The 25,282-nt window shown below is 57.1% G+C and carries 25 protein-coding genes and 1 pseudogene; 21 read left to right on the top strand and 5 right to left on the bottom strand.

The window, feature by feature from the left end; translation table 11 throughout:
- Positions 1-77 precede the first annotated feature (77 nt).
- A pseudogene (locus tag ACGYLD_RS15025) lies at positions 78-218 on the top strand (30S ribosomal protein S21); the annotation flags it as partial.
- Positions 219-297: 79 nt separating this feature from the next.
- On the opposite strand, the gene ACGYLD_RS15020 reads toward ACGYLD_RS15025, so the two are convergent.
- A complete protein-coding gene (locus ACGYLD_RS15020; protein ID WP_249777989.1) occupies positions 298-1,050 on the bottom strand; it encodes a hypothetical protein in 753 nt (250 codons plus the stop codon).
- Between the two features lie 99 nt (positions 1,051-1,149).
- Complete coding sequence (locus ACGYLD_RS15015; RefSeq protein ID WP_132446209.1) at positions 1,150-1,425, bottom strand: hypothetical protein; 276 nt, start codon at positions 1,423-1,425, stop codon at positions 1,150-1,152.
- 164 nt (positions 1,426-1,589) lie between these two features.
- Between ACGYLD_RS15015 and ACGYLD_RS15010 the strand changes: the two genes are divergently transcribed.
- Together ACGYLD_RS15010 and ACGYLD_RS15005 are read left to right on the top strand one after the other, a co-directional pair.
- On the top strand, positions 1,590-3,236 hold the full coding sequence (locus ACGYLD_RS15010; RefSeq protein ID WP_276155870.1) for an RcgA family putative transporter: 1,647 nt from the start codon (positions 1,590-1,592) through the stop codon (positions 3,234-3,236).
- The gene (locus ACGYLD_RS15005) at positions 3,226-4,233 is read left to right on the top strand and encodes a S9 family peptidase (protein WP_185805292.1); all 1,008 of its coding nucleotides are present in this window, start codon (positions 3,226-3,228) and stop codon (positions 4,231-4,233) included. Before ACGYLD_RS15010 ends, ACGYLD_RS15005 begins: the two co-directional genes overlap by 11 nt.
- 104 nt (positions 4,234-4,337) lie before the next feature.
- Here ACGYLD_RS15005 and ACGYLD_RS15000 read toward each other — a convergent pair whose 3' ends face one another.
- Positions 4,338-4,658 (bottom strand): hypothetical protein, encoded by a 321-nt coding sequence (locus ACGYLD_RS15000; RefSeq protein ID WP_249777988.1) that lies wholly within the window; start codon positions 4,656-4,658, stop codon positions 4,338-4,340.
- 142 nt (positions 4,659-4,800) lie between these two features.
- On the opposite strand from ACGYLD_RS15000, the gene ACGYLD_RS14995 reads away from it, so the two are divergent.
- The 18 genes from ACGYLD_RS14995 to ACGYLD_RS14910 all read left to right on the top strand — a co-directional run bounded on the left by ACGYLD_RS14995 (position 4,801) and on the right by ACGYLD_RS14910 (position 20,973).
- The gene (locus ACGYLD_RS14995; RefSeq protein ID WP_394403052.1) at positions 4,801-5,154 is read left to right on the top strand and encodes a hypothetical protein; all 354 of its coding nucleotides are present in this window, start codon (positions 4,801-4,803) and stop codon (positions 5,152-5,154) included.
- Between the two features lie 43 nt (positions 5,155-5,197).
- The gene (locus ACGYLD_RS14990; RefSeq protein WP_394403050.1) at positions 5,198-5,818 is read left to right on the top strand and encodes a lytic transglycosylase domain-containing protein; all 621 of its coding nucleotides are present in this window, start codon (positions 5,198-5,200) and stop codon (positions 5,816-5,818) included.
- A gap of 107 nt (positions 5,819-5,925) precedes the next feature.
- Positions 5,926-6,210, top strand: coding sequence for a TrbC/VirB2 family protein (locus tag ACGYLD_RS14985; RefSeq protein ID WP_027246639.1), 285 nt, complete (start codon positions 5,926-5,928; stop codon positions 6,208-6,210).
- Complete coding sequence (locus tag ACGYLD_RS14980; RefSeq protein WP_394403048.1) at positions 6,203-6,481, top strand: type IV secretion system protein VirB3; 279 nt, start codon at positions 6,203-6,205, stop codon at positions 6,479-6,481. Before ACGYLD_RS14985 ends, ACGYLD_RS14980 begins: the two co-directional genes overlap by 8 nt.
- Positions 6,471-8,846 carry a type IV secretion system protein B4 gene (locus ACGYLD_RS14975; RefSeq protein ID WP_394403046.1) on the top strand — a complete coding sequence of 792 codons (2,376 nt, stop codon included), beginning with the start codon at positions 6,471-6,473 and terminating at the stop codon, positions 8,844-8,846. The genes ACGYLD_RS14980 and ACGYLD_RS14975 overlap by 11 nt, the downstream gene beginning before the upstream one ends.
- Positions 8,843-9,010 (top strand): hypothetical protein, encoded by a 168-nt coding sequence (locus ACGYLD_RS14970; RefSeq protein ID WP_394403044.1) that lies wholly within the window; start codon positions 8,843-8,845, stop codon positions 9,008-9,010. The genes ACGYLD_RS14975 and ACGYLD_RS14970 overlap by 4 nt, the downstream gene beginning before the upstream one ends.
- Before the next feature lie 55 nt (positions 9,011-9,065).
- On the top strand, positions 9,066-10,145 hold the full coding sequence (locus tag ACGYLD_RS14965) for a lytic transglycosylase domain-containing protein (RefSeq protein ID WP_394403042.1): 1,080 nt from the start codon (positions 9,066-9,068) through the stop codon (positions 10,143-10,145).
- A gap of 8 nt (positions 10,146-10,153) precedes the next feature.
- Positions 10,154-10,963, top strand: a complete 810-nt coding sequence (locus ACGYLD_RS14960; RefSeq protein WP_394403040.1) for a type IV secretion system protein — start codon at positions 10,154-10,156, stop codon at positions 10,961-10,963.
- Positions 10,964-10,977: 14 nt separating this feature from the next.
- A complete protein-coding gene (locus ACGYLD_RS14955; RefSeq protein WP_394403038.1) occupies positions 10,978-11,634 on the top strand; it encodes a virB8 family protein in 657 nt (218 codons plus the stop codon).
- A 2-nt stretch (positions 11,635-11,636) separates the two neighbouring features.
- Positions 11,637-12,332 carry a TrbG/VirB9 family P-type conjugative transfer protein gene (locus tag ACGYLD_RS14950; protein WP_067294495.1) on the top strand — a complete coding sequence of 232 codons (696 nt, stop codon included), beginning with the start codon at positions 11,637-11,639 and terminating at the stop codon, positions 12,330-12,332.
- Positions 12,329-13,708 (top strand): TrbI/VirB10 family protein, encoded by a 1,380-nt coding sequence (locus ACGYLD_RS14945; protein WP_394403036.1) that lies wholly within the window; start codon positions 12,329-12,331, stop codon positions 13,706-13,708. The genes ACGYLD_RS14950 and ACGYLD_RS14945 overlap by 4 nt, the downstream gene beginning before the upstream one ends.
- A gap of 4 nt (positions 13,709-13,712) precedes the next feature.
- On the top strand, positions 13,713-14,699 hold the full coding sequence (locus ACGYLD_RS14940) for an ATPase, T2SS/T4P/T4SS family (RefSeq protein WP_394403034.1): 987 nt from the start codon (positions 13,713-13,715) through the stop codon (positions 14,697-14,699).
- Entirely contained in the window at positions 14,696-14,884 is a 189-nt protein-coding gene (locus tag ACGYLD_RS14935; protein WP_394403032.1) for a hypothetical protein, read from the top strand. Before ACGYLD_RS14940 ends, ACGYLD_RS14935 begins: the two co-directional genes overlap by 4 nt.
- Positions 14,881-15,285, top strand: coding sequence for a hypothetical protein (locus tag ACGYLD_RS14930; RefSeq protein WP_394403030.1), 405 nt, complete (start codon positions 14,881-14,883; stop codon positions 15,283-15,285). Before ACGYLD_RS14935 ends, ACGYLD_RS14930 begins: the two co-directional genes overlap by 4 nt.
- A gap of 6 nt (positions 15,286-15,291) precedes the next feature.
- Complete coding sequence (locus ACGYLD_RS14925) at positions 15,292-16,371, top strand: type IV secretion system protein (RefSeq protein WP_394403028.1); 1,080 nt, start codon at positions 15,292-15,294, stop codon at positions 16,369-16,371.
- Between the two features lie 192 nt (positions 16,372-16,563).
- Positions 16,564-18,216, top strand: coding sequence for a DEAD/DEAH box helicase (locus ACGYLD_RS14920; RefSeq protein WP_394403026.1), 1,653 nt, complete (start codon positions 16,564-16,566; stop codon positions 18,214-18,216).
- Positions 18,200-20,032, top strand: a complete 1,833-nt coding sequence (locus ACGYLD_RS14915) for an ATP-binding protein (protein ID WP_394403024.1) — start codon at positions 18,200-18,202, stop codon at positions 20,030-20,032. Before ACGYLD_RS14920 ends, ACGYLD_RS14915 begins: the two co-directional genes overlap by 17 nt.
- Positions 20,032-20,973 carry a phospholipase D family protein gene (locus ACGYLD_RS14910; protein ID WP_394403023.1) on the top strand — a complete coding sequence of 314 codons (942 nt, stop codon included), beginning with the start codon at positions 20,032-20,034 and terminating at the stop codon, positions 20,971-20,973. Before ACGYLD_RS14915 ends, ACGYLD_RS14910 begins: the two co-directional genes overlap by 1 nt.
- Before the next feature lie 17 nt (positions 20,974-20,990).
- Here ACGYLD_RS14910 and ACGYLD_RS14905 read toward each other — a convergent pair whose 3' ends face one another.
- Both ACGYLD_RS14905 and ACGYLD_RS14900 read right to left on the bottom strand, forming a co-directional pair.
- Positions 20,991-22,883, bottom strand: coding sequence for a hypothetical protein (locus ACGYLD_RS14905; RefSeq protein WP_394403021.1), 1,893 nt, complete (start codon positions 22,881-22,883; stop codon positions 20,991-20,993).
- Positions 22,883-25,231, bottom strand: coding sequence for an ATP-binding protein (locus ACGYLD_RS14900; RefSeq protein WP_394403019.1), 2,349 nt, complete (start codon positions 25,229-25,231; stop codon positions 22,883-22,885). The genes ACGYLD_RS14905 and ACGYLD_RS14900 overlap by 1 nt, the downstream gene beginning before the upstream one ends.
- Between the last annotated feature and the right edge of the window lie 51 nt (positions 25,232-25,282).

Below are 25,282 nucleotides of genomic sequence, written 5' to 3'. Positions count from 1 at the left end.
GAGGATCGCTTCAATGCGTGACTGTATCTAAAACCCGCATGGGCCAGGCCAGATACACAAAGTTCATGACACTCCCAAGCGAAGACGTTTTCCGCGAAATGAAACTCAAGCAGCACTTCGAGGAGCCTTCTAAGAAGAAAGTTCGCCAACAGGCCGAAGCGATCCGCCGGGCTCGCAAAGCGGCGCGCAAGCGCTTGGAGCGTGAAGGCGTGATGTAGGTCTACCGATACACATCACTCAGAAAATTGCCCTTCGGCGTGAGTTCATCTAAAACAAATGGCTTTTTCCCGACTGGGCTCAGTAGTTGACCTGCTCGTAGCCATATTTGCCCCCGTAATCGCGCCACTCGACGAATACCGAACGGTGGCGGATGCTCGGACAATTGTCGCCCCACCTCTCCAGCCCCACATGATCTTTCGGCAAGGTTCCGATCGATGAACGCTGCCAAGAGAAGTCTCCTTGAACGCCATAAGTTCCAAGTACAACGACCGCGCTCCGCTCGCAGTCCCCCTCGCTGCCTGCCTCATATTGTCGAGCGTTCCGCACATCAAAGATTCGTATCGAGCGCACGAAGTTAAACTCCGGACCGCTGATGTCGATGTCGGCGCGTTCTCGACCAAGCGTAATAGAAAAGTCACTGCTCTTATCACCCGTTTCAACCCTTTCCGCCGGGAACACGCCCGTCGATGACAGGCCGACTTCCTGAGATGGGGCAACGGTAATCGTCTGGAGCAGCGGATGACGCGGTATATCGAACAGAATGTCGAAGATACGGCCGCCATTTTTACCAGTGCCATTGAGTTCATGGGATGCTCTCATCGGACAACGCCATATCTGCAATGGAGGCTCTACTGGCCAGGGGGTTATTCTTCGAATGAATTCCGCGCGGGCGCGTGAGCATGGCACTGATGCGGGCCAACCCCCTGAAAGACAGAGGAGAATCGCGCAATCGATCGGATAGGTTTGCGCCCTAACCCGCTCGGCCGTTCCGAAGAAAGACGTGGAGCCAAGAGCGACAAGGACGACGAAACGAGTAAGCGCTTTGGGCATGAATACTCTCCTACAGTTTTGGCAGGTTGACGGTCTCTCTAGATATTTTATATTCATTGCGCCAATAGTATATTTTTGAAAGACCTGCTCCGATGACTATTAAGGCCTGCTAATTTGGGTATGCTCGCCGCCACTCGAAAGCGCTTCGAGGTATTCGATCACTTTCACTGGTGTCGACGATTTTGCCTCTGCCAGCACTTCGGGATGAAGCGGCGGCTCGATAGAACCGGCAGGTACCTGCTCGTCCAGCCAGAGCACCGACAACTCAGAGGAATCCCACAGGTATACCCATCCAACCGTGCGCTCCCGATCATTTCCAAACAATCGGGCTATGGGCTCTGCTTCTTCTTTCAACAGTCTCACCGCTTTCTTCATTCCAGTTTCCAACCACCAAGCAGGATTTCGATCACGTCAGACATTCTCTGGCCCAGTAGATGGCGATCGAATCACACTGCCTTTAGTTGCACTGTCGTGAGCCGCGAATTCACGATACGAAGCGAACGCCGGCGAAATAGAACGAAACGAACAACGTTACGCCCTTGATAAAAAACGGAAAATACTTTGTTCCTCCGTTGGATGACGGAAGTGACTTTAAGGAGTTGTTCAGACGGTTGAGCGCGGCCGGAGCGGGTCGGCCTACTGACAAAGATGGGATACCCTTGGGGCCGTGGACACCCGAACTTCTTGCTACCGCAATCACTCAGATCGAAGCCAACCGGTCCGGGATCGAGCTGCGAACGGTGCAACTTTGGTACCAAGACAACGAGAAAGGAATCAGCACCGAGAACATTCGATGGTTGGCAAGGGTGTTTGGGTGTGATGATCCGAAGGCGACCAGCGAGTGGCAAACGGAACTTAGTGTGGCCCGGGCACGATTGGTAGCCAGGAGGCGAGCGCTGCGTGCGGGGTCAGACGGCCACGATGCGCATAGTCCTCCAGATACGGTTCAGAACGCGGCAATCGATGTTGATACCGTGGTTCCGTCACCGCTGGCGCACAAAGGTGAGGTTATATGGCCGAGGCGGAGATTTAGCTTGGCGAGAACATCGGAGGCCGTGTTCAACCGGGGATCCCCTTTGGATTTGTCGGCGTCAGTGTTCGCAGGGGCAGTGGCCCTTGGATTTTCCTCTTACTTTTTGGGCATTCACAGCATTGTTTTTCCGCAGGCGAATGGTGTGATTAAGCAGGTTGGGTACTTATGGGCACCGAACTGGACACTCCTCTTCATGGTGCTCATGCCGCTATACTTCGTATTCGTGCGTGACTTAGTGGTCTATTGGAGGGGTACAAGGCGGTCATTGTTAAGTCCTGAAGGTGAAGGAATCGCGAATGACGACATGTGGGTGCGAAAAGTCGCGACCTTTTCGGTGACGTATTGGGCGGCCTTTCTTGTTTGTTTACCTATAGCTACGGTTCTTCAGTGGATCGATAGGTGTTTAGGCCCATTACTGACCCGCGATACCGGCAACTACCCGGTGGAATGGGCTCGGATGGCGATTGAGCGCCCGCACGTCATTTCAATACCGGAGGCGGTCGCGTTCACCGGGTTCGCCTATCTCTACATGGGTGCGGTATTTTTTCTCTTCTTTGCAGGACTCATTTTGCTCTTCACAATAGCGCACGATTCTTGGGAACTTGGACGAAAGTCTGAATCGTGGGTAGATGGAGAATATCAATGTCAGCCTAATCAAGTCGGTCTCAAAATCATGCGTGGGATTTTTCGGTGCTGTATTTTGGGACTCTTGATTGCCATATGCATGAAGCTCCAAAGCACTTTTATGCTATCAAGTGAATCGACCATAACGGCTTGGTTGGCTAACGATTTCCTGTCAGTTTTGGGAAATCATGAGAAGGCAAGCGACTGGCTCGAATACAGCATGCCGACGAACTATAGCAGCCTGCTGATCGTATTGGCGACCTGCACTGTGTTTCTCTATGGGCTTATGCGAGTCCAGGCCGTGTTGCGTCAGCAAGGAGACATTGGACGTGGCCGAAATTGGAGAGAATTGGGAATGATGTTGGCGCTCATCGCCCTTCTGGTCATCGTCTACGTGCTGATCGGCGCGGTCGCCGGCTTCTCGATCTTGCTGTGCACCGGGCTGCTGTCTGCAATCTACGGCCTGATTTATCCAAGCATCGATACATGGCGGGTGACTGACCAAGGAGAAGAAGAAAGTGTATCATAGCTGGCTCGATCGTTGGGATGAGCGACGCGCAGAGCGGGGGGACGAAGTAAAGAGGCGGACAGACTTCGCTCTGGACACTGAACTTGCCTTCCCTAGCTCCGGACATCCGGCAGGTATCGAGGCCTTCTGTAATCTTGCAGACCAGGCTGTCGAGGACCCAACCTATTTCGATGAACCGGGTAACAACGACTTGGTCGTCGAACGCAAAGGAGATTGGGCCAAATTTCCTTCAGGAATTTATACTGACGTCGCAGAGAACAATCTCGTCTGGGCGAAAGTAACAGAAAGCAGATCATTCGATAAAGCTTTGGTTGTGTTTCACCATTGGAATGCAAGCGCGCGGTATCAACAGTTGGCGAACTTTTTCTCCCGGCGTGGGATCACGGTAGTCGAGATGGCACTGCCGTATCACTTCGAACGTAGCCGTCCCGGCGCCGATTATGCCGACTACATGCTAAGCCCGAATCTCGGACGGACGATGCAATCCATGAGGCAGGCAGTATGGGACGGTCGAAAGCTTATTCGTTGGCTAAGGGAGCAAGGTTTTAAAGAGATTTCTGTACTCGGAATGAGTCTGGGCTCTTGGGTTGCCGGATTGATTGCCGCCAACGACAAAACTGTTTCAAAAGCTGCGCTATTCCTGACCGCTGGAAGTCTTGCTGACATGGTGTGGACCGGGCGCGCAACTCGAACGATTTGCGAAAGCATCAAGCCCGCGATCGAACTGGACGATCTCAGAAGGGCATGGGGACCACTAAACTTGGTGAACCATGCGCATCATCTTGCGCGGGACAATCTCGAACTAAATGTGGTATTGGCCAAACGAGACAAGGTGGTGCTGCCGGAGCTTTCTGAACGGCTGATACAAGGGCTGAAGGACGCCGGGGCCGAGCCCAGCATATTGGAACTAAATTGCGGCCACTATTCGCTGTCCATGCCGCCCTACATTGTGTCGGCCGGCCGAAGCGTGGCTCGCTTATTGAAACCCGACCCCTAAGCCGCTGACGACGGGGCTCGAACGGGTCTCGGCTGAATTTCGCTCGTAGTCCAGTTATCAAATTCGGAACCCGCGCAACTCGGACCAAAAGCTTCGCCCCGAAGTTATCGGTGAAGCGAGCCCAAGAAGCGCCCATATTCCTCACTGACTTCGCGCGCTTCCTCGAAGGCGCGAGCACGCTCCTCGTCGAGGCAGCGAAAATAAACCTGTACGTCACGGAAGTAGAGTTCGAAGTCATGACGGAGGATGTCCATAAATTCCGTGGCAACCTTCGGATCTCTTGGAACAAATGGCCGAGGCGGGGGGATGCATGGACCGGCGAGCGCCGGACAACCGACGAGCGACAGCAGAACGAATGTGCGCATCAAAGGTAGGATGCGCAACCGAAGGTAGCAAAAGCCGCTTAAATCCTTGAACGAGCGCATGTTACGTGCCTAAAGGTATCGTGATCAACGTATACCGCAAAAATTATAATATACTATTGCGGTCATCAGTATACTATCGTAACTCTAGGCTTCAAGTAGGAATGCCTGGGGTCGCGCCATTGGAGAAAGCGTGAGCCGGGCCATGAACTGGGACATCGAAGCACCAAATGTGGTTACGGAAGCCAGGTTCCGCGAACTCGTGGAAAGCGGCTATAGCGCAGAAATCCTGTGCCAGGAGTCGGCACACAAGAAGGGCCCCAGTTACTATGGGGTCTGGATCATGCGTGCCGTCTCTGACGAAGGCGTCGAAAAGCTCCTGGTCACCGCCCGCACTCGCACCACGTATAACGACATCAAGATCCGCGAGTTCAAGACGATCACCGGTGTTGTGTCCTTCCTCCTCGGCATCGGCTTCTCCCATGCCGATGTGCCGCTCGAAGAAGGCCAGCGGACCGCGCACAAGCTCACGGCCAGCGACAAAGGCGGTAGCGACTAGCCTTCTCCTTCTCGCCCCGCTGGCGGCGCCTGCATCGGCACAAATGGTGCTTGTTATAGAGAGCGATGGCTCCCTGACACCGTCCCGCTCCCAGAACAGCTTTGCCCGCAACTACAATGACGGCGTCGGCCAGGGATCTGCGGCCGATGGGCTGGAGATCTTCGGTGAGGCTGAAACAGCTACAGAACCTGACGCGCTGCGTTTTGCAGCCCTTGCCAGCCCAACGCCTTTGCCCCGCGCAGACGTTCTCTCGGCCATCGAGGCAACAGCCCTCCGCTATGTCAGCCATCCCGGTCTTCGCCGCGCGGGGCTGTCCGTCACGGATTGGCTGACCCTCTATCGCGCCAATATCGAGGTGGAAAGCGCCTACCGGCAGGACGCGATCTCAAGCGCGGGCGCAATCGGTCTTGGCCAGCTGATGCCCGCCACAGCCCGCGATCTCGGCGTTGACCCGCGCGATCCACTTCAGAACCTCGACGGCTCCGCCCGCTACCTCGCGATGATGCTGGAGACGTTCGGCGATCCGCGCCTGGCGCTGGCTGCCTACAACGCTGGACCGGATGCCGTGCGCCAGCACGGCGGCATTCCTCCCTACCGAGAAACCCAGAACCACGTGGCCCGCGTCATCGCCGTCGTGGCCCGATTGGAAGGATCAAATTCATGATGTCCCAACCTTTTTGGAAATCATTCCTAAAAGCACTTATCGGCAATGTCACGAGAGCGCGCAGCGCGGCAGTGCATTGGCGATACCGATTTTTCCAAACAAGTTGGATTTCAAACCTCTTTGTCGCCTCACTGGCGCTATTCCTGCTCATTGCCGAGCCCGCCCTTGCCCAAAGCATCGACCTCTCCCCAATCCAGAGCCTGCTGCAAGGTATCGTCGATGCGTTGACCGGCCCGCTTGGCGTCGTCATCGCCACACTCGCGGTCCTCGGCGTTTTCTTGAGCTGGTTCTTCAACATCATCGACCTGCGCCAAGCCCTCTGGGTGCTTGTCGGTATCGCCGGTGTTGCCGCCGCCCCCACGATCGTTGCCGCGGTCTTTGCCGGTGGCTGAGCGTGCGCCCCTTTTTCTGGGTCTCGTGCGCCCGCCCAAGCTGCTGGGCCTGCCCATCATGTACGCAATGGTCTGGCTCTTCGGCTCGGTGCTGCTCTTCGTCTGGGTCAAGCACATCGCGGTGCTGGGCGTGGCCGCCCTGCTCTATCCGCTGCTTTGGAAGGCCGCCGATTGGGACCCGCGCTTCATCGACGTGATGATGACGGCGCTGCAGGAGACACCGCCTACGCGCAACCGCAGCATTCATGGCGGGGACAGTTATGCGCCCTAGTCAAACCGGGGATGAAGCCTTCGACCTCCGCACGATGACGCCGGACTGGTATGCGCGCGAGACCCGCCTCGCGCATATGCTGCCCTATGTGAGCTTAGTTGATGACCGCACCGTGCGGACGCGGGTCAACGAGCTTTTCCAGTGCATCCGGCTCGACGGGGTCAACAGCTACACGACGGACGATGCTTATCTCGACAAGGTGACGGCGCTCTTTGCCCGGATCATCGCGCAGCTGGGGCCGGAGTTCAGCTACTACGTCCATAAGGTCTCGAAGGCGATCGTACCGGACCTCGAGCCCGTGCGCGAAGACAGTTTTGCGGGTGAAGTTGACCTTCTCTGGCGCAAGAAGCTCGAGACCAGCGGGCTGCGTGACAAGACCCTGACGCTCACCGTCATCCATCGCCCACCTCCCAAAAGCGTCCTGCCCTTCCTGAACCGCAGCGCGCCGGATCGCCTCAAGGAAGCAACCGAGAAGCGACTGCGCCGTCTGGGCGAGGCCGTCAGCGTATTCCTGTCTGGCCTGACCGAGCTGAACCCACGTGTGCTTTCGGCCAAGTCCGGCGAGTTGGTCGGGTTTCTGGGCGCGCTCAACACCGGCCAGGAACTGCCTCTCTATCCGGCGAACACCTTTGGCTTTCTGTCCTTCAACGTCGCCAACACCAGAGTGACGTTTCAGGGCGATCACTTCGAGCTCTCCGAAGGCGTCGTGGGACATCGCTACGGCAAGAGTTTCACCATCGGGGAATACTCCGAAGCCACCTCCTGCACCATGTTCGACATGCTGAACCTGCCGGTCGACATGATCGTGACGCACTCTTTCACGCCTATCAACTCGAACCTCATGGCAGGCCGCATCAAGCGGCAAAAGCGTCAGATGCAGGCCAGCCAGGATGCGGCGCTCTCGCTGATGGAAGCACTCGACATCGCCGCAGATGATCTCGAGGCCAAGCGCCAGAGCTTTGGCGAGCACCACATGGTCGTGACGATCTTCTGCGATACGATCGATGAGCTGCAGACGCTCAGCGCCGAAATTGTCAACGCCGCCGCCGCCGAAGGCGTGAAGATGATCGGCGAGCGCGTCGCGGCTAAAGCGCATTACCTCAGCCAGCATCCTGGCAACCAGCCCAAGCGCGTGCGCGCCAGTGCCATCACCAGTCGCAACTTCGCGGATTTCGCGGCCTTCCACCGGACCCAACTCGGCAAACCGGCCGAGAAAACCCCTTGGGGCCGCGTCATCACCTACCTGCCCACGCCCGAGCAGAGCGCCTATAGGTTTTCCTATCACGAGCAAGGCTCGCCCGACAAAGAACCGACCAGCGGGCATACGCTGATCATGGGACGACCCGGGTCAGGCAAGTCGGTCCTCTCGGCTTTTCTCATGACGCAAGCCCGTCGCGCTGGGGCACGGATCTTCGTCTTCGACTACCGTCTTGGTATGGAGATGGCGGTCCGCGCCAACGGCGGGCGCTACGCATCGCTCAAAGCCGGCCAACCCACGGGCCTCAACCCGCTCTGGACCGAGACCGATGCACGCGGCACCGCCTGGCTCTCGGACTGGCTCGCCACCCTACTCTATCGTGCCGACAAGCCGCTGACGCCCGCGCAAACAAATCGCATTCAGGAGGTCGTACGCCAGAATGCGCAGGCCACGAACCCAGCCTTGCGAAACTGGCGCGACTTCGCATCTCTTTTTGTGTCTACCGATGATGGCGGCGATCTGCACCAGCGCCTGCTCGAGTGGACCGAAGAGGGCCGCTACGGCTGGATCTTTGGCCAGACCCTGGAAGACACCTTCTCACTCGAGGGGGATGTGGTCGGCTTCGATCTCACCGGCATTCTCGACAGCGAGGCCGAGAAGGAGCGGATGGCGGTCCTCTCCTATCTCTTCCGCCGGGTCGAGCGCGAGATCGAGGACCGCCGCCCCACCATCATCGTCATCGACGAGGCCTGGAAGGCGCTCGACAACGCATATTTCGCCGAGCGGCTCTCGAACTGGCTCGTGACCGCACGCAAACAGAACACCGTCGCTGTGATGATGACGCAATACGCCAGCCAGCTCGAGCGCACCCGAACCGGCAAGACCATCGTCGAGGCGGTGCCGACGCAAATCCTGCTTCCGAACATCCGCGCCCATGCGGCCGACTACGCGATGCTGAACCTCTATGAGAAGGAACTCGACGTGCTTCTCAACACTGGCAGCGACAGCCGCTTGGCCCTCATCCGCGACGACCAGGGCTCGATCGTCATTGATGCCGATCTGAGCGCCCTCGGGCCCAATCTCACCATCCTCGGCGGCATGGAAAAAGGCGAGGCGCTCGTGGGCGCCGATTACCGCGACCGCCCAGACTTTTGGAGGCTTTCATGATTCGTAATCTGTTTCTTCTCACCGCGCTCGGCGCTTTGGCCTCCTGCGCCCAGTACCAGGAGCTGCAGGCCAATTGCTTCACCTTCCTGGCCTCGACGGCCCCCGTCGCGCCAGATTGCACCTTCAAGCCCCTCGGCGCGCCGGAGGGCGACATTGAAGTCTAGCCTGCCTCATATCGTGGCGCTTTGCCTGCTGCCCGGTCTGGCCTCGTCTCAAGGCGTGCCGACCAATGACAGTGGGCTGACCGCGCGTGATATCGTCGAAACAGGCGATCGCGAGGCTGACTTGGCCGTTCAGGCGGACAAGCTTGCCGTGCGCGAACTCATTGCCGAGATCGAACGCGACCAACTGGAAACCCTGCAACGCATCCTCGATGCCCAAACCAGCTTCGGCGGTCAGGGCCTACCCGCGATGGTTTCAGGGCTGGAAAACGGAAGCGGCGATCCAGCCCGTTCCGTCGAAGCGGTCTACGGCAATGCCGACATCGACCCCAATCCCGGCGGCGCACAGATGTTTGGCGATGCGGCGGAAAACATCGAGCAGCTCATCATCCGCGTCGCCCGGGAAACCAGCGGATTAGCGGGCGTGGGCCGCGCGGGCCTCTCCCCAGTCCAATGGCGAGCCCTGCTGCAGGCTCTCATCTGGCAGGAAAGCCGCTTCACCATCGGCGCCCGCTCGCCGGTCGGCGCTTTTGGCCTCACCCAGATCATGCCCGGCACCGCCAGCGATCTTGGTATCAACCCGGAATATTATGACAGCCCCTACCTGCAGGTGCATGGCGGCGCGCGGTATCTGGCGGCCCAGCTCAACACCTTTGACGGCAATATCATCAACGCCCTCGCGGCCTACAACGCCGGACCCGGTCGCGTGTTCGAATATGGGGGCGTGCCACCCTTCCGCGAGACCCAGCACTACGTTCAGGTCATCCCCGAACGCTACAATCTCTACCTGGGCCGCATCGGCGGGATCGAAGCGCTCGGTACGATCGACCCCGCGCTTCTGGCAAATGCAAACCTCTCCCTCACGGGTCATGGGGCGGCCTTTTATGGCAACAACTCACCCGCTGCGATCAGGCAGGCCGCCCTGCGCATTGCGGATATCGTCGAGCGGATTTCCGAGTCGGAAGACATGCAGGAAAGCGTCGCACTCAACACCTATGCCCGCGCCGAACTCGTGCGTCTCGTCGCCGCGCGTATTCGTCTTCAAGCGGCGCGGACCCACGTGCTTTCGGCCGAGGAATTGGCACAGGCCAGCGCCCGCATGGCCGAGGGCGCCTTCATGGAATTCACGATCAGGTAGATAGACTGATGAGAGACTTACTCGTGAGGACGGCCTTGGCCACGACGCTTGGGATCGGTCTGCATCTCGGCACCCTGTCCCCGGCCCTTTCACAGGGCGTACCCGTCGTCGACACACAGAACATCGCGCAAAACATCCAGCAGCTCCGGCAGATGATCGAAGACGAGATCCTGCAAAACGAGCAGCTGACGCAGCTCCGCGAACAGCTTGCGACACTCACGGACCAACTCGCGGAGCTGCAAAGAACCTATGAAGCACTTACCCGCCTTGCCGAGCTTCCCGAGATTATCCGCACCGAGATGGAGGACGAGCTGAACGGCCTGCTCGATCAGGAATTCGGCGATATCCTCGCCACCATCGAGGCCATCAAGACGGGGGATTTCTCCGGTCTGTCCGGTTCCGATGCGGGCGAGATCGAAACCCAGATGGACCGGGTGTTAGCCGATCTGGGATTTGACGATGAGACCCTCTCGGAAATGGCCACTAGCGGGAATCCCGGGGCTAACCGCGTGGCGACGCAGGCCACAACCGGCGCGCTCGTCTCGGCCGCTGCCCAGAACAGCTACGAGGACGCGGGCCAATCGCTGGAACGCATCGACCGGCTGGTCGGGCTGATCGATGACATGGACGAACTGAAGGAAAGTATCGACCTCAACACGCGGGTGACGGCGGAGCTGGCAATTGCCCTCGTCGCCATGTGGCAGCTTGAGGCCGTGCAAACCGTGGGGGACGGCACAGGCGGCGTGATCGATGCCGCCACAATCGCCGAAGAACAGCGCTTCATGGATTTCACCTTGCCGGACCTGCGGGCCGAGTAATCGTGGGGGCATGAATGGTGGCGAGTGAACAAGAAATCATCGAGGAAGAACTGGTCTACGGTGCCTTGCGCCGCGAACGGCTCTGGCAACGCCTTGGCCTGATGGGCCTTGTCTTCGGTGTCATCGGCTGTCTGAGCGCGGCGGCGGTCTCGATCCTCGATGTCGACCCGCCCCCCGTCGTTGTCCCCTATGATCCCGCCACCGGCTTTGCACTCCCCGAAGCCTCGGTCGACGCCTCCTCGGTGACCGCCAACCAGGCGATCATCGAGGCGGAGGTGTTCCGCTATGTGACCGACCGGGAGGTCTATAACCAGCTCGACAACGATCTGCGCATCCGCAACGTCCTGCGCCGCTCGGACGGAGCTGCCGAGAGCGGGCTGCGCCAGATCTGGAACAGCGCCAATGAGAACTACCCGCCGACGGTCTATGGCCCCAATGCGCGGCTCGAAGTGGAGATCCTCAGCATCAACCGGATCGGAACCAACCGCTCGACGGTCCGCCTGCGCAAGCGCCTGACCTCCATCAATGGCGTCCAAACCGGGCTTTTCACCGCCACGCTTCTCTTCGAGTTCCGCCCCGAGACCCGCCGCTCCATCGATGAGGTCTGGACCAACCCCTTCGGCTTCACGGTCCTCGAATATTCCATCCGCTCCGCCAGATTGGAGAATTGAATTTGTTCCCTGTTCGACTTTTCATATTGCTGATTGCCCTGTTGCCCGGCCTTGCTTTCGCCGAAGCCATCCCGCGTGGCGGGCCCAATGACAATCGGGTGCGGCTGGCAACATATCAAGAAGGTCAGGTCTACCGGCTCAGCGTGTCGCTCACCCATGTGACCACGGTCGAGTTCGGGGAAGGCGAGAGCATCCGCTCGATCATTGCGGGCGACACGGAAGGCTTCGAGATCGACGGCGTACCCGGGGGTCAGGCCTTCGCGATCAAGCCGGTGGCGCGCGGGGTGCATACCAATGTGACCGTCTACACGAACAGGCGCAGTTATTACTTCAACGTCGAGGAGACCCGCAGTCCGACCTTTTACGTGGTCCAGTTCCGCTACCCCGAAGACAATACGCGGCCCACACGTGCCATCGCGGCCCAAGCGCCGAACTATAATTACGGTGCCAGCGCGCGGACCGAGTTCACCCCCACCCGTGTCTGGGATGACGGGACGTTTACGTATTTCGAATTTCCGCGGAACGCGCCGGTGCCTGCGATCTTCCGCTACGCCAATGGCCGTGAGCGCACGGTCAACACGCAAGCCACCGAGGACAGCGTGATCCGGGTTTCAGGCGTGAACCGACAATGGGTGCTGCGGATCGGGGAGGAGGTGGTCTGCATCGAGGCCACCCCACCTGCGGGGGTAGGCTCATGAGCGATACTGGAAACGCAGACCTCGAGAAACGCCTCGCTGCTCTAGAACAAGGCAAGGGCGCTGGTTCGCCCCCTGCCCCACGGCGCTCACCGCTGCTCGCTTTGGTCGTCGTCCTCGTGATCGGCGCGGGCGGTGCGTTGCTCTATCTCATGTCCCAACCCGAGGAAGAGGAAGTCCTTCCCACGGCCACGCCGGACGTGTTCCAGAACGAAGGCGACGGGTTCGGCGCCATCGAGACCTTGCCCCCGCCCGAGCCCGAGGTTGTGTTCGTCGCACCCGATCCGGTCGAGCCCAATGCTGAGCTTCTGGCACAGCTCGCAGCCCTTCAGGCCCAGATCGAGGAATTGCGCAACGCCCCTGAACCGGTCGTCGAGGAAGACACCGCCGCCGCAGAGGCGATCGACGCGCTGACCGCTCAGATCGCTGCGCTCCAAGCCGCCTCGGAAGCCGCACAGCAACGATTCCAGGACGAACTGACGGCGCGGGATCGCAGCCTTGAGCAACTCCGCATGGATCTGGAACTGGCCCAACTCGAGGCCAACCGCCCCCTCCCCGCACCCACCGGGCCCACCGAGGACGAGTTGCGCGCGCGGGAAGAAGAACGGCTGCGCCGCGAGGAAGAAGCACGACGGCTCGCGGAACTTGAACGCCGCGCTGCTGAGGAGCGCGCGTTTCAGGAGCGCCGCATCACCTCGCCCACCATCGCCTTTGGCGGCATCTCAGGCGCAAATGAAACTGCTTTGACCGAACGGACTTTTGGGGAAGTGACGGATTTTGTGCTGAATGGTGCGCTGCCCACTTCGGTGACGCAAGCTGAGGTCATCGCCAACCCCTCCAACACGATCATCCAGGGCACGATGATCCAGGCCGTCATGGAAACCGCCCTCGACAGCTCTCTGCCCGGCCAGACCCGGGCCGTTGTTTCCGAAGACGTGTTCAGTTTCGACGGTTCTCGGCTCTTGATCCCGCGTGGATCCCGCCTCATCGGGCGCTTTCGTTCGGGCGTTGATATCGCGCAGCGCCGGGTCACGATCGCTTGGGATCGGATCATTCTGCCCGACAACCAGACCATCCAGATCAGTTCTTTTGGGGGCGATGAATTGGGTCGCTCCGGCGTCACCGGCTTTGTCGACACGCGCTTTGACGAGCGCTTCGGCTCGGCCGCGCTGATTTCACTGATCTCCGCCGCGCCTAGTGCAGCCGCTGCAAATGTGCAGGACGAAACCGCCGCGGATGTGCTCGAAGACGTGGGCGATGATCTTGCCGATGCCACGGACAGTGTGATTGGCGATTACCTCTCGATCGGCCCGGTCATCTATGTCGACCAGGGCGCCCGCGTCACGGTCATGGTCGATCGCGATCTGGAGATATTCTGAGCCCATGTCGCTGAGCTATCTTCAAACCTCGCTCGACCGGATCGACGCCGCCGCCCGCGACGATGTCATCGAGATTTGCATCAACCCAGACGGAACCTGCTGGGGCGAGTTCCAGGGCGATCACTTCATGAGAAAGCTGGACCAGAAGCTGACAGCAACCGAAGTGAAGGACCTCGGCAACCAGATCGCCTCCTCTGCCAACACCACGATGAGCAAGGACCGCCCCATCGTCTCGGTCTCGATCACTTACAAGGGCCGTCCGATCCGCGCACAGGTCATCACCCCGCCTGCCGTGCTCTCGGCCATGTCGATCAGCCTTCGGTTCTTCTCAAGCCTGCCGCTCGAGGGAATTGCGCTTGATTTCCTTTTTGGCAAGGAACGCAAGCTTGAAGAACTCCGCCTCGAGAAAACCCACGAACTGCGCGAAGTGGTGGCCGCGGGCGTGATCGACGATGCGCTGGCCTTTTGCGTCGACAACAAGCTTAACATGATCGTCTCTGGCGGCACCTCCACCGGCAAGACCGTGGCTGCACGCAAGATCCTCTCGCACGTGCCATCCGAGGAACGCATCGTCACCATCGAGGAAGCCGCCGAGCTTCTGCCGACCCAGCCCAATGCCGTGACCCTCATCGCCAATCGCGATGCGGAGTTCCAGACCGCCGATGTGCTGCTCACCGCAACGTTGCGCATGCGCCCCGACCGGATCATCCTGGGCGAGGTGCGAGGCAAGGAAGCCATGACCTTCCTCGAGGCGATCAACACTGGCCATGGCGGCTCAATGACCACGCTGCACGCAGAAACCCCGCAACTTGCCGTGCAGCGTCTGGCCATCGCCGCACTCAAGACCGAGATCCCGATGACCTATGCCGACATGATCCAGTACATCGAGAACTCCATCGACGTAATCATCCAGGCCGGTCGCCATGATGGCAAACGCGGCATCACCGAATTCTACCTCCCCGGCGCAGACCAGATCGGAGCTTCCCAATGAAAACCTTTGAATACGATATCCTGTCCTTTCAGGTGAAGAAGCAAAAGGACTACGACGCGCTGCGAAGTGCCTTAAATGAGCGCGGCTCGGAGGGGTGGGAAGTCATCACCGCCGAGGCAGGTGACTACGGCTACACCACGTTCTTGAAGCGCGAGACTGCTGGTAAGAAGGCGGCATTAGAATGATGCGAGCCGTTGCAATCGGAAGCCTGCTCGTCGTTCTTGGCGCAACCGCTGGCGTCGCTGAACGGAACCTGATCCCAACGCTCGACAACGAGCCAGATGTTTGTTCCGACCAGCCTCCAGAGCCACAGTGGATGAAAGATATCGATGTACGCGAGGGCCACAAACGGCTGCTGATTCAGCAAATCTACCGGGCACAAAGCATGCAACGCATCGTTGAAGCCCAAAGCTGTGAATGTCCAACGCGGTATCCTTCTTGGGAGACAGCCGAAGGCGTCTTCGTCGAGCATTTCGCCGCATCTGAATACTGGGATATCGTGGAAGCGACTTCAGATTACCGACAGCAGGCAAATGAGCTTCGGCGCGAAGCCATGCCAATCTGCCAAGCCGCTGGAAACTGGTAGGGTTCCATGAGCGTCGTCACCTACTTCGTGGAAACGGCTGAAGGATATCTCAATACCGCTGCCGAGACTCAATTTGGCGCGGTTGCCGCAACAGTCGGGACGATGCTCGTACTCGGCACGACACTCGTTGTCATCCTGGTTTTCATCAACACGATCTACCAATATCGAGCGATGGACGGGCGCACGGCCTTTGGGCTCGCCGTGAAAGTGGGGTTGATAGGTGTCTTCGCGACAAACTGGGTCCAGTTCAACATCCTTGCTGCAGCGATCTTGAATGGAATCGACAGCATTGCAGGATCGCTTGTGGCGTCTGTCGGCGGCGGATCACCCGGACCGTCCGGTACCTTTGCTGAGGAGTTCGATGACCTGATTGCAGCGCTCGGCGATTATCTGAATGCTGCGGGGTCTGAACTGAACTGGATGGCCGGTGCCCTGTTGGACACCCTGGGCGTTCTGCTGCTCTCGATCCTCGGTGGTTTGGCGGCATTCATTGTCGTTGCGTCTCGGCTCATGATCGCTCTTCTGATCGGGATTGCGCCGGTCATGATCTTCCTGACCCTCTTTGAAGCGACCAAGGATTATTTCGCGCGCTGGTTATCCGCGCTGATTTCCTTCGCGATGTATCCGATCGTAGTTGCGGGCGTGTTCGCGACCATCACGGGTGTCTCGCGTGCGCTTCTTGCTGAGTTGGGCGACCCGGAAGGCGCCTCCAACATCGGCGCGCTCATCCCGTTCTTCATGATGGTTCTGATGGCAAAGGGATTCATCATTGCAACGCCCTTCCTGGTTCGGGCGATTTCTGGAAACATCATGATACCAGCGCTCTCAGCCGGCTTTGGAGGCAGCTATGCCTTTGCACGAGGACTCGCAGGCAGCCAACAAGTCTACAACCGATACGCCATCGGAGGTGCGACAGGTGCGGAATACGCAGCTCTACGCGCGCGACAATTCTTTGGTGTCCAAGCGTTGCCGAGCCGACCCAATTCTGCAGGCGGGCCAACCGCAGCTCCCACCGGCAACGCGACCGGCACAGGAGCCCGAATGCTGGCGCAGCTTTCAAGGTTGAGGAGGTTAGGCAAACGGTAAGGACAATCTAGTCGACCGGCTTGCCTCACGCGTCTGACCCAACCGTCTTGTTCGAAAGCGTGCTAATCCGTCGCAACAGGCGTTCTTTGAGCAAGCAGAAGCAAACTCTGCTTTCAAGGTGGCGCGTTATTCAGAACCAACGTAACCTGCCAGCAATTGTTCAAGAACGATTGAGAGGGCCGCGAGCAGACCATGGCACCTGATGCAGACATTGATCTGGACTCACCGGGTCTCGCATTCTCCAAACTCCTACGGCTGGCGAAGCCTGGGAGAGTTAAAGCCCTTCTTCCTGACGAAATGCTCGACATTATGGATGGGTTGGAACCCGGTTTCAGCACGTCAGAAAAGTTGACCGAGCTGGCAGTATACATGTTGGATCCTACCGAGACGCTACAGAACGACGTGTCGCGCGACGCTTTGATTTCTTTAATGCCTCTAAAGAAAGCGCGTGAGCTGTGCACAAAACTCGGCACTCCAGCCGGGCGAAACCCTTTCGATAATGCATTGACGCTTGCTTCGAACGCTGAAAACCTCCCAGCATTGCTTTCCTTTTTTGGGGTCGTGGACGACCCGACTGCTCCAGGGGCGCGGCTTCCAGGAAACGATCGCGCTCACGTCGGCTACGGGCTGTTCGAGCATCAACGGTTGGCCGCAAGGCGAACCGAAAGAATGCTCTCCCAAGGTCCACACCGCGGTGTCCTGCACATGCCAACAGGCGCAGGAAAAACACGTACCGCAATGCACCTCGTAGGATCGCACCTGAGCGCCAGTGAACCGACACTGGTCGTATGGCTCGCCCAGAACATAGAGCTTCTCGATCAAGCCGCAGATGAGTTTCAGAAGTCGTGGCGCTTCCTTGGCAACAGGGATGTCGGGCTTTGGCGGCTTTGGGGAAACAAGCCTGTCGATCTTGCCAACGCCAAGGACGGGCTAGTTGTCGCTGGCTTAGGTAAAATGTCAGCATTGGAAAAGAACTCGGTGAATGATCTGCTCACTTTGGCTGACCGGGTATCTTTGGTGATCATCGACGAGGCACACCAAGCGATCGCTCCAACATATCGCTCTGTTCTTGATGCCCTTGCAACAAAACGGGCGACGACGCGTCTCCTTGGCCTTACGGCCACTCCCGGACGAACCTGGGATGATTTGAGCAAAGACGAAAAGCTCTCCGAATTCTTCGGTCGTGAAAAGGTAATGTTGGAAATCGAAGGCCACCCCGACCCGGTCACATATCTGATGGAAGAAGGCTATCTTGCCCGTCCGCACTTCCGAACTCTGAACGTGCAGGCCGGACTCGACTTGTCACAAGAGGACATGAAGGGCCTGTCACAGGCGATTGATGTGCCGGGGGACGTTCTGGAGCGACTAGGTCAAAGCACACAAAGAAACCTCAGGATAATTTCAGAGTGCGAGAATCTCGTGTCATCCCATCGCCGGGTCATTGTCTTCGCCCCATCGGTTGCCAACGCCAAGATGCTGGCAGCCATCATGGTCGCACGGGGCACTGAAGCACTTGTCGTCACCGGAGAATCCGCTCCGGCGGCTCGCGAACGGGCAATTCGACGCTTCAAGAGCCAGGCGCCAGAACCTATTGTGATGTTCAACTATGGCGTTCTCACAACTGGATTCGATGCACCGCAAACGAGTGCGGCCATCATTGCCCGCCCTACCAAATCCTTGGTTCTCTATAGCCAAATGGTGGGCCGGGCTACGCGAGGTGTAAGAGCTGGGGGAAATGAAACCTCAGAGATTGTCTCGGTGACGGATACTGAAATGCACGGCTTCGGAGATGTAGCTGACGCTTTCTGCAATTGGGAAGATGTTTGGAATGAAAGAAATTGTTAGCGACGGGACCACTGAGTCCGGGTTCATTATTCCACCGGAACTCGCCGTTAAAGCGATGCGCGATAGTGGGTATCGAAATACCGCATACGCACTCGCAGAGCTGATCGACAACTCAATTCAGGCTGACGCCAGTGAAGTTGAGCTCATCTGTATCGAGAAGTACGAGCAGGTAAATTCTCAGCAGCGCCTTCGCTTGCAAGAGATCGGCACGATCGACAACGGCAAGGGCATGTCCGCACGAACATTGGCCATCGCACTGCAGTTTGGAAACGGCACTCACCTGGATGATCGAGCTGGCATTGGACGGTTCGGCATGGGACTTCCAAACTCGTCAATTTCGCAATGTCGCCGTTTGGATGTCTGGACTTGGACGAACGGGCCGGACAACGCCATTCATTCCTATCTGGATGTCACTGACATTCAAAGCGGTGTGAAAGATCGGGTGCCGCCGCCAGCTCCTTCACCCCTGCCCACCAAATGGCGCGAACGGTCCGAAATCTTGGGGACCTCCGGTACACTCGTGGTCTGGTCCAGGTTTGAAGAGTATCGACTTACATGGCGAGGCGCTGAGGCGACCCTGCGGAATACCGAGGCGATCATCGGCAGGATGTATCGCAAGTTCATTAACGATGGCCGTGTCGCCATTCACCTCGTTCGGGTCGAAGAGGGTGGGAACACCGGCCGAAGGTTAGCGGTTGTCAATGATCCCCTCTACCTCATGCCGAACTCCTCCACTCCCGAACCTTTTGACAAGGTTCCGATGTTTCAGCGTTGGGGCGAGAACGACGAAGAGTTCACAATCGATTTTGGAGGCAAGCAGCATAAAGTCTTCGTCAGGTTTAGTTGGGCCAAACCAGAGACGGTGCCTGATGACGGGCTGAATCGCGGATCAAAGCCGTACGGCAAACATGCCATGAAGAACCTAGGCCTTTCAATTGTTCGAGAGGGTCGTGAACTCGATTTGGATACATCTTGGACCAACAGCTATGACCCCACGGAACGATGGTGGGGAGCAGAGGTCGAATTCCCTGCCACGCTCGACGAAATCTTCGGTGTAACGAACAACAAGCAAAGTGCGACGATCTTTTCGCAGCTGGCGCAATATGATTGGAAGGCCGACGCAGAAGAGAATGAAAGCCGCTCCTCTTTCATTGAACGAGCAAGCAGCGAAGGTGACCCGCGGGCGCTCCTAATCCCTATCGTCGAGCACATCCGGGAACAGATCACGCAACTGAGGAAAAGAACAGAACAGCAGACGAAAGGCACACGAAGCACGGGCGGTCGCAAGCGTCACGAAGAGCCAGGCGTAGAAGACACAGTCACCTCGAAATTCCGTCAACGTGCGGACGAGGGACATGAGACGCCAGGAGACACGGAGGATTTCGGAGCAGATGACCGGGATGCCTATGAAGACGATTTGAAGGACGACAAGCACTACCCCGACGACGTCGCCAAAGCCATTGCTGACGCCATCCTTACGAGAAAGCGCAAGGTCGCTTTCCTCGAGAAAGCCATGGAAGGCTATGCGTTCTTCAACGTGGAGAGAGTCCAAGGTGGTGTCACCAACGTTATCTTCAATTCCAACCATCCGTTCTACGACAACCTGGTGAGAGCGCTGAACCCGGACACAGAAGAAGATACCGAGAAGGAACTGCTCGACCGCGTACACATGGCTTCGGACACACTGCGCATCGTGTTTTCGGCTTGGGCTCGCTACGAAATGGAAGAAGTCAGGCACAAGCAACGCCTATCGGACATGCGTCAAGAGTGGGGCAAGATGACCCGGTTCTTCCTCGACGATGGCGAGGATGATTAATGCCGGGTGAGATGCTTGGCGACCAGCTGCTGGAACTAGTGTCATCGGCAAAAGAGCGAGTCGTCCTCGTTGCGCCCTTCATTAAGGTCGATGCACTACAGCGGGTATTGGACGCCATCCCGATTTCGGCAGGGCCGCATATAGACTGCGTAACGCGGTGGCGGCCCGAAGATATCGTGGACGGTGTATGTGACTTGGAGATCTTCGACGTCATCGCCGATCGCGCGAAAGCGCAGCTTTGGAGACAGTCAAACCTGCACGCCAAGTTCTTCCGGTCCGACCAGTCTTGTCTCATTGGGTCCGCAAATCTGACCGGGCGAGCACTTGGTTGGCGTCTCCCGACCAATCTCGAACTACTTGTTGAGCTAGATATGAGCCAACATGAGCTCCAGGCATGGGAAGCATCGCTAATGAGCCGCTGCGTTCCGGTGACGGCCGAACTGCGTGATCAGATCGCGCACCAGGCCGCAGAGTTGGCGGCTCAGCGTCCGAAGATAACTTCGATCGATGTTGAGCACGACGATGATCCGAGTTTTCGATGGATACCCCTCTGCCCATCGCCACAACGTCTATTCAAGGTATATACCGGCGAGCTTGACGAGGCAAAAATGGTCCGGTCAGCCTACGAATTCGCGCAGCGCGATTTGAGAACATTAGGCCCGCCCAAAGGCTACTCGGAGGAACAGTTCCTAGAGTACGTTGCAGATCGGCTCCAGCAGCTGGAAGTCGTCCAGAAAGTGGTCTCTGCCAGCAGTTCAGGGGTTTCTGATACTCAGGCGGCGGAGCTGATCGCAGAGTATATCGATGAGTCATCAATGATTGGTCCGACTGACGCCTGGAGAATTCTCAAACAATGGATGATGCACTTCTTTCCGGAGCAGTATCGAATAGAGGTAGGCCAAGAAGTCTTGGTCAAGGGCCGAACCATTTCTTCCGGGTAGCGTTGCCATCCATTGAACTAGACATTCGCTGGTCCTTCACTCAGTTCGAAGATCAAACCGGCTCCCTGATGTTGGTTGACATCCTGAAAGGCGTCTTGAGCAGATTCGTTGATGATGATCTTGCCAATTTCGACGCTCGCACCATCACCCGGTACTTTGCAGGGCTTCGGCTTGGCATCTGACTTGTATTCAACACCCGTTGTGAACAGAGCGTCCAACGCGCTTGGAGCCAAGGTCGATTGGAGTTTCGCCCTGCTAGTTTCGTAGACCTCTGCGATTGCCGCCCGGACCTCTTTCATAAAGCCAAACCTGTGCGCAGCGTCGAACGCGAGCCTATTAGAGCTCTCACCTACCAGAATTCCATCGAGGTTCGTTGCCAATGGCACAAGTTCGCGGTGGCTGTTCGTGAAATACACCACACACCGAATCGGGAACATCGATGGCATGGTTTTCAGTTCTCCAACCCGACCCAAGTCACTGAGTAACTTTTGCTGCAGCGCAATTGCCGTATGCTCCTTCAACCTCGCAGGGACAAAACACGAGCCGTGCGGCGGCAGAAGATTGGTGAGCGCGTCGCTCCCAATCGTCTCGATATGCTTCAAGTCCCATTTAACGATACCGCGCAATTCCTCATTCAGATCCAAGACAGGGGTATGGACTCCATTGGCTACAGCTTTGAAGCTGAGCGCCCCGTGATCGTGAAAGGTGCCTGCGAGCAATAGGACACGCTTGGCCTTCGGTGGATCCCGCACAAGGTCGCACAAAGGCGTCAGTACGAGGAAGACGCGTCGCTCTTCGCCCTCGAAAATTGTGCCGTTCCGAACATCGGGCCCGTCAGCGTCTGGTGAAATCGCAAGGATGTCGCCCAAGGACACTGGAAAGCCGCCACTCGGATCAAGTTGCCTTCTTTTTTCATTTACAAACAGTGTCTTACGAACAACCTCAAGCGTGTTCTTGTTTCCCGTGATTGAATTCGGGGGAAAGGACGTCGCTTCTAGCGAGTTGAGCGCGATCGCCGCGTCGATAACGCCTTGTTCCGCCTCCAGTTCATGTGCCAGCACTGCATCCATAATATCGACCATGTAGCCACCCAATGGCACTCCTTCTGACGATAGCATCTGTTTCACGTGAGAAAGATCTTCGAGATCGAGCTTCCGAACTTCACTTTGCGCTCGTTGCAGCGCTTGTGAGATGCCGGTCTCCCAGGATTTCAGGAACGCCCACAGCTTCAGCGCATCTCCTCGATGCTCGGACAATTCGAAGACAAGCTGCTCAAGGAGCCCGTCCTCTTCGATTTCCGACTTTTTGATGGTCCTGAAGCCGGACGCCAGTAGCCCCGTCTTGTCGCGAAACTCATGGCGAAGGTCATGGAGGCTGTTGTGTGCAGAGGTCAATATCACCATAGGCGGGTTGCCGGCCCGATCCTTCAAGATCTCTTTCAAGCCGCTGATGGATCGCTCCTTATCACCCTCCGCTTGCTCAGACCCAAGAAACAGATCGACAATAATAAGATCGGCCTCTTTTGCAGCGGTAACGAAATCCCTACCGACTTCGCTTACTTTCAAGCCGATGCCATCAAGCTTCGCGGCCGCAGCGTCGATGAATTTCCGGACTTGCTGTTGATTTCCGAGGAATGCCTCAAACACGTTGCCGAGAGCGTTACCAGAAAATTCCTCCCGTCGTTCAAACGCTAGCGTGACGAAGGTCTGGTCTTTGATCAGCGCTTCCGCATCGAGATCCTTGTGCTCGGGGTAGATCTCATCGAGCAACGCTTTGTCCTCGGCTGTCAAATCAGCCCAGAAAACCGACCATTCATCATCCACATTTCCAAGGTCGGACACTAGGGGTGACGGATCTACGCCGTCATCGACAATTATTGCTGTAGCAACGCCGTTATGTTGGATATCCATTAGGTTTGTTCCGAAATACAATACTCAAATGTATTCAGGCGCCCGAAATCATTTACCGGCTCCTCTTGTAGCTCGAGTGATCCACCTGCTGCGACGGCGTTGGCCTTGGCGATGTAAAGACCTAGGCCGCGCCGTTTCTTGCTCTCTTTTAAGGAGAAGAACATATCAAAGATGCGATCTTTATGTTCAGGGTCGATCCCCGGGCCATTGTCAGAAAATATGATTCTGGTCGGAGAGCCGACAATGCTGACACTGATCTGAGGTTCGAACAGAGGCGACTTCTCTTTTTCTAGGCTCAACCAGTAGACGGAATTCGCAAGTAGGTTCTCGAATATCTGCACAACATAGCCTTTGACCGTCTTGGTCATGAAGCGGTCTTTTGGCGGTTCATACTTGAGATGAATTTCGTGCCTATTAAACTGAGTCTGATGATCCTCAAGGGTCTCGCTGATGAGCTGGGTAAGCGAAAAAGTCTCGGGTGCTTGTCGCCCACTTACACTCAATGGGTCCAGAATGCGCAGTCTCTTGTGAATGCTCTTCATCGAAGCCGCCAACCCATCCAAGCCTGTTACGACTTCGTCCGACGTTGCCGTGCTTCGAATTTCCCGAATGCGCTCCAAAGCATGCTCTGAGGTGCGTGCGAGTTCGTGAGCGACGATTTCGACCAGTAGTCCAATGCCGGCCATGTCTTGCATTAGCTTCGCATCGCCCTCGACCTCGGCGTTACGTTCTCTCAAGATCTTTGCGAGCTCCGTCAGCTCGAGCAATGTTTGTTGTAGTTCTTCTATCGTTTCGCGTTCTTGGTTGGTCGTTACTGAACGCAAATTGCTGATTGCCTTCTGCGCTCTCGTCTCGAGCCTTGCGATCTCTGTCTTTGCTTCCACTGGTTTTGCACGCTTGGTCTTGTATTTGGTCTCCGCACGCCTCATCGCGTTGCGCAATTGGTCTTGAATAGAGAACTGAACAATCCTCAGCATCGCTTGCTGTTCGTGGGTCTCTCTCAGGCCCTCCCGATTGGTTTGATCTACGAGACCGGGATTCGCGCTTCGACTGACGTCGACTTGACCGACAAGCTGAATCTTGTTGAGGAGGTATCCTCTAGCCATAAGAGCTTCACGATCAAGTCCGAGCCAGTCATCCTTCTCTTGCCCATACGGATAGACCCGAAAGTCATCGCGATACATTCTGATCCCGGTCCATTGACGGTGTAGCTTCAGGATCTGCTCGCGATCCATCCCACCCTCCGCCTTAACACGGCGCCTGTTGTACCAATGCGCCTCGAAGGTGAATGGACCCAAGTCAGTCAACGCATCCTCTGGAATCGCCTCGTCCCGGCCGCGTATCATTGCAAACAGGTCCTTCTCCCCGAACCTTAGCTCCTCTTCGACAACTGGGTGCTCAAAACCTAACTCTCTGAGTTTCAAGTTCAGGGTAAGCTGGGGTCCGCTTTCTCCTAACGTGTATGCCCCCCAAATGCTAGCGTGGGCGAGCTTGAGAAAGCTCTTTCCAAGCATAGGAACTGGGATGCGCTCACCATTCCATACCAATGCAATTCGTGGTCGATTTCTGCTATCTGCAAGGGGATTGGTCAGAAAAGCAAAATCTTCAGCGGCCAACTGTTTGATCCGGCCTTCGTTCCAATCGGATGTTAGCTCTGAGATAGTAAGAACAGTTCCGGAGTAGTTTGGCGATCGCTTTGCGCCAGACGTACTTGCCTTGATATCTATGTCTTCGATCATCTTATTGACGTCTTCAAACGCCCGCCAATCGATCGATAGGTGATTGAGTTTCGTGTCTTTCTTTCGCGCGGTTTCGATAGAGAGCGTTCCACCCAATCGCATTGCTGACAACCGACCCAAGCCTTTCTCGCCGAGAAAATCAGGCTTTTTCTGCCCTTCGGCAACGGACTTCTCTACGGCGATCTTTCGTGAGGGTGTACCAATGACCAGAAATTTGTCTTCCAGATCCGTCGCCGACATCCCAGTGCCAGTATCAATGACGCGGATCGTGTTAAGCGAATAGACCTCGTTCAACGCTTTAGAAAGTTGATCATAAGAGTCTGCGGCAGCAATCAACTTTTGCGCTTTGTCATAGATCGTTGTGGCAGCTGAGTTCAGCTCGGACAGGCAACGCTCCTTGAGATTTTGCAGCGGGACTTCTTGCTCTTTCGAGCGATTGCGAAGCGAGCTGAAGCTTCGCAGACCAAGCACAACATCAAAGCGCACCTCAACGCCGTTCTCGGTTCGCGCGTCAAACCCGTTCTTGATAAGTTCATAAAACGCGATCACGTCCGAACTGATAAGCTCGGAGCCGAGTTCCAAAACTGTTCTTGCCGTTACTTTAAACAAATACTGCCTTTCTCGCCCCTTGTCGAAGCACCGTGCCGCGAATCTATATGC

It is taken from the genome of Sulfitobacter sp. 1A12056, from assembly GCF_043558125.1.
Classification (GTDB): domain Bacteria; phylum Pseudomonadota; class Alphaproteobacteria; order Rhodobacterales; family Rhodobacteraceae; genus Sulfitobacter; species Sulfitobacter faviae.
Note: the sequence above shows the minus strand (reverse complement) of the source record. Positions and strands in the feature narration are given on the sequence as shown.

Excerpts from the sequence above, each read along its gene's own strand:
- ACGYLD_RS14905 (WP_394403021.1), bottom strand. The coding sequence starts at position 22,883 with ATGGATATCCAACATAACGGCGTTGCTACAGCAATAATTGTCGATGAC.
- ACGYLD_RS14925 (WP_394403028.1), top strand. The coding sequence starts at position 15,292 with ATGAGCGTCGTCACCTACTTCGTGGAAACGGCTGAAGGATATCTCAAT.
- ACGYLD_RS15015 (WP_132446209.1), bottom strand. The coding sequence starts at position 1,425 with ATGAAGAAAGCGGTGAGACTGTTGAAAGAAGAAGCAGAGCCCATAGCC.
- ACGYLD_RS14945 (WP_394403036.1), top strand. The coding sequence starts at position 12,329 with ATGAGCGATACTGGAAACGCAGACCTCGAGAAACGCCTCGCTGCTCTA.
- ACGYLD_RS14940 (WP_394403034.1), top strand. The coding sequence starts at position 13,713 with ATGTCGCTGAGCTATCTTCAAACCTCGCTCGACCGGATCGACGCCGCC.
- ACGYLD_RS15020 (WP_249777989.1), bottom strand. The coding sequence starts at position 1,050 with ATGCCCAAAGCGCTTACTCGTTTCGTCGTCCTTGTCGCTCTTGGCTCC.
- ACGYLD_RS14915 (WP_394403024.1), top strand. The coding sequence starts at position 18,200 with ATGAAAGAAATTGTTAGCGACGGGACCACTGAGTCCGGGTTCATTATT.
- ACGYLD_RS14975 (WP_394403046.1), top strand. The coding sequence starts at position 6,471 with ATGCGCCCTAGTCAAACCGGGGATGAAGCCTTCGACCTCCGCACGATG.
- ACGYLD_RS14910 (WP_394403023.1), top strand. The coding sequence starts at position 20,032 with ATGCCGGGTGAGATGCTTGGCGACCAGCTGCTGGAACTAGTGTCATCG.
- ACGYLD_RS14960 (WP_394403040.1), top strand. The coding sequence starts at position 10,154 with ATGAGAGACTTACTCGTGAGGACGGCCTTGGCCACGACGCTTGGGATC.
- ACGYLD_RS14970 (WP_394403044.1), top strand. The coding sequence starts at position 8,843 with ATGATTCGTAATCTGTTTCTTCTCACCGCGCTCGGCGCTTTGGCCTCC.
- ACGYLD_RS14990 (WP_394403050.1), top strand. The coding sequence starts at position 5,198 with ATGGTGCTTGTTATAGAGAGCGATGGCTCCCTGACACCGTCCCGCTCC.
- ACGYLD_RS14935 (WP_394403032.1), top strand. The coding sequence starts at position 14,696 with ATGAAAACCTTTGAATACGATATCCTGTCCTTTCAGGTGAAGAAGCAA.
- ACGYLD_RS14920 (WP_394403026.1), top strand. The coding sequence starts at position 16,564 with ATGGCACCTGATGCAGACATTGATCTGGACTCACCGGGTCTCGCATTC.
- ACGYLD_RS14930 (WP_394403030.1), top strand. The coding sequence starts at position 14,881 with ATGATGCGAGCCGTTGCAATCGGAAGCCTGCTCGTCGTTCTTGGCGCA.
- ACGYLD_RS15000 (WP_249777988.1), bottom strand. The coding sequence starts at position 4,658 with ATGCGCTCGTTCAAGGATTTAAGCGGCTTTTGCTACCTTCGGTTGCGC.
- ACGYLD_RS14955 (WP_394403038.1), top strand. The coding sequence starts at position 10,978 with ATGGTGGCGAGTGAACAAGAAATCATCGAGGAAGAACTGGTCTACGGT.
- ACGYLD_RS14995 (WP_394403052.1), top strand. The coding sequence starts at position 4,801 with ATGAACTGGGACATCGAAGCACCAAATGTGGTTACGGAAGCCAGGTTC.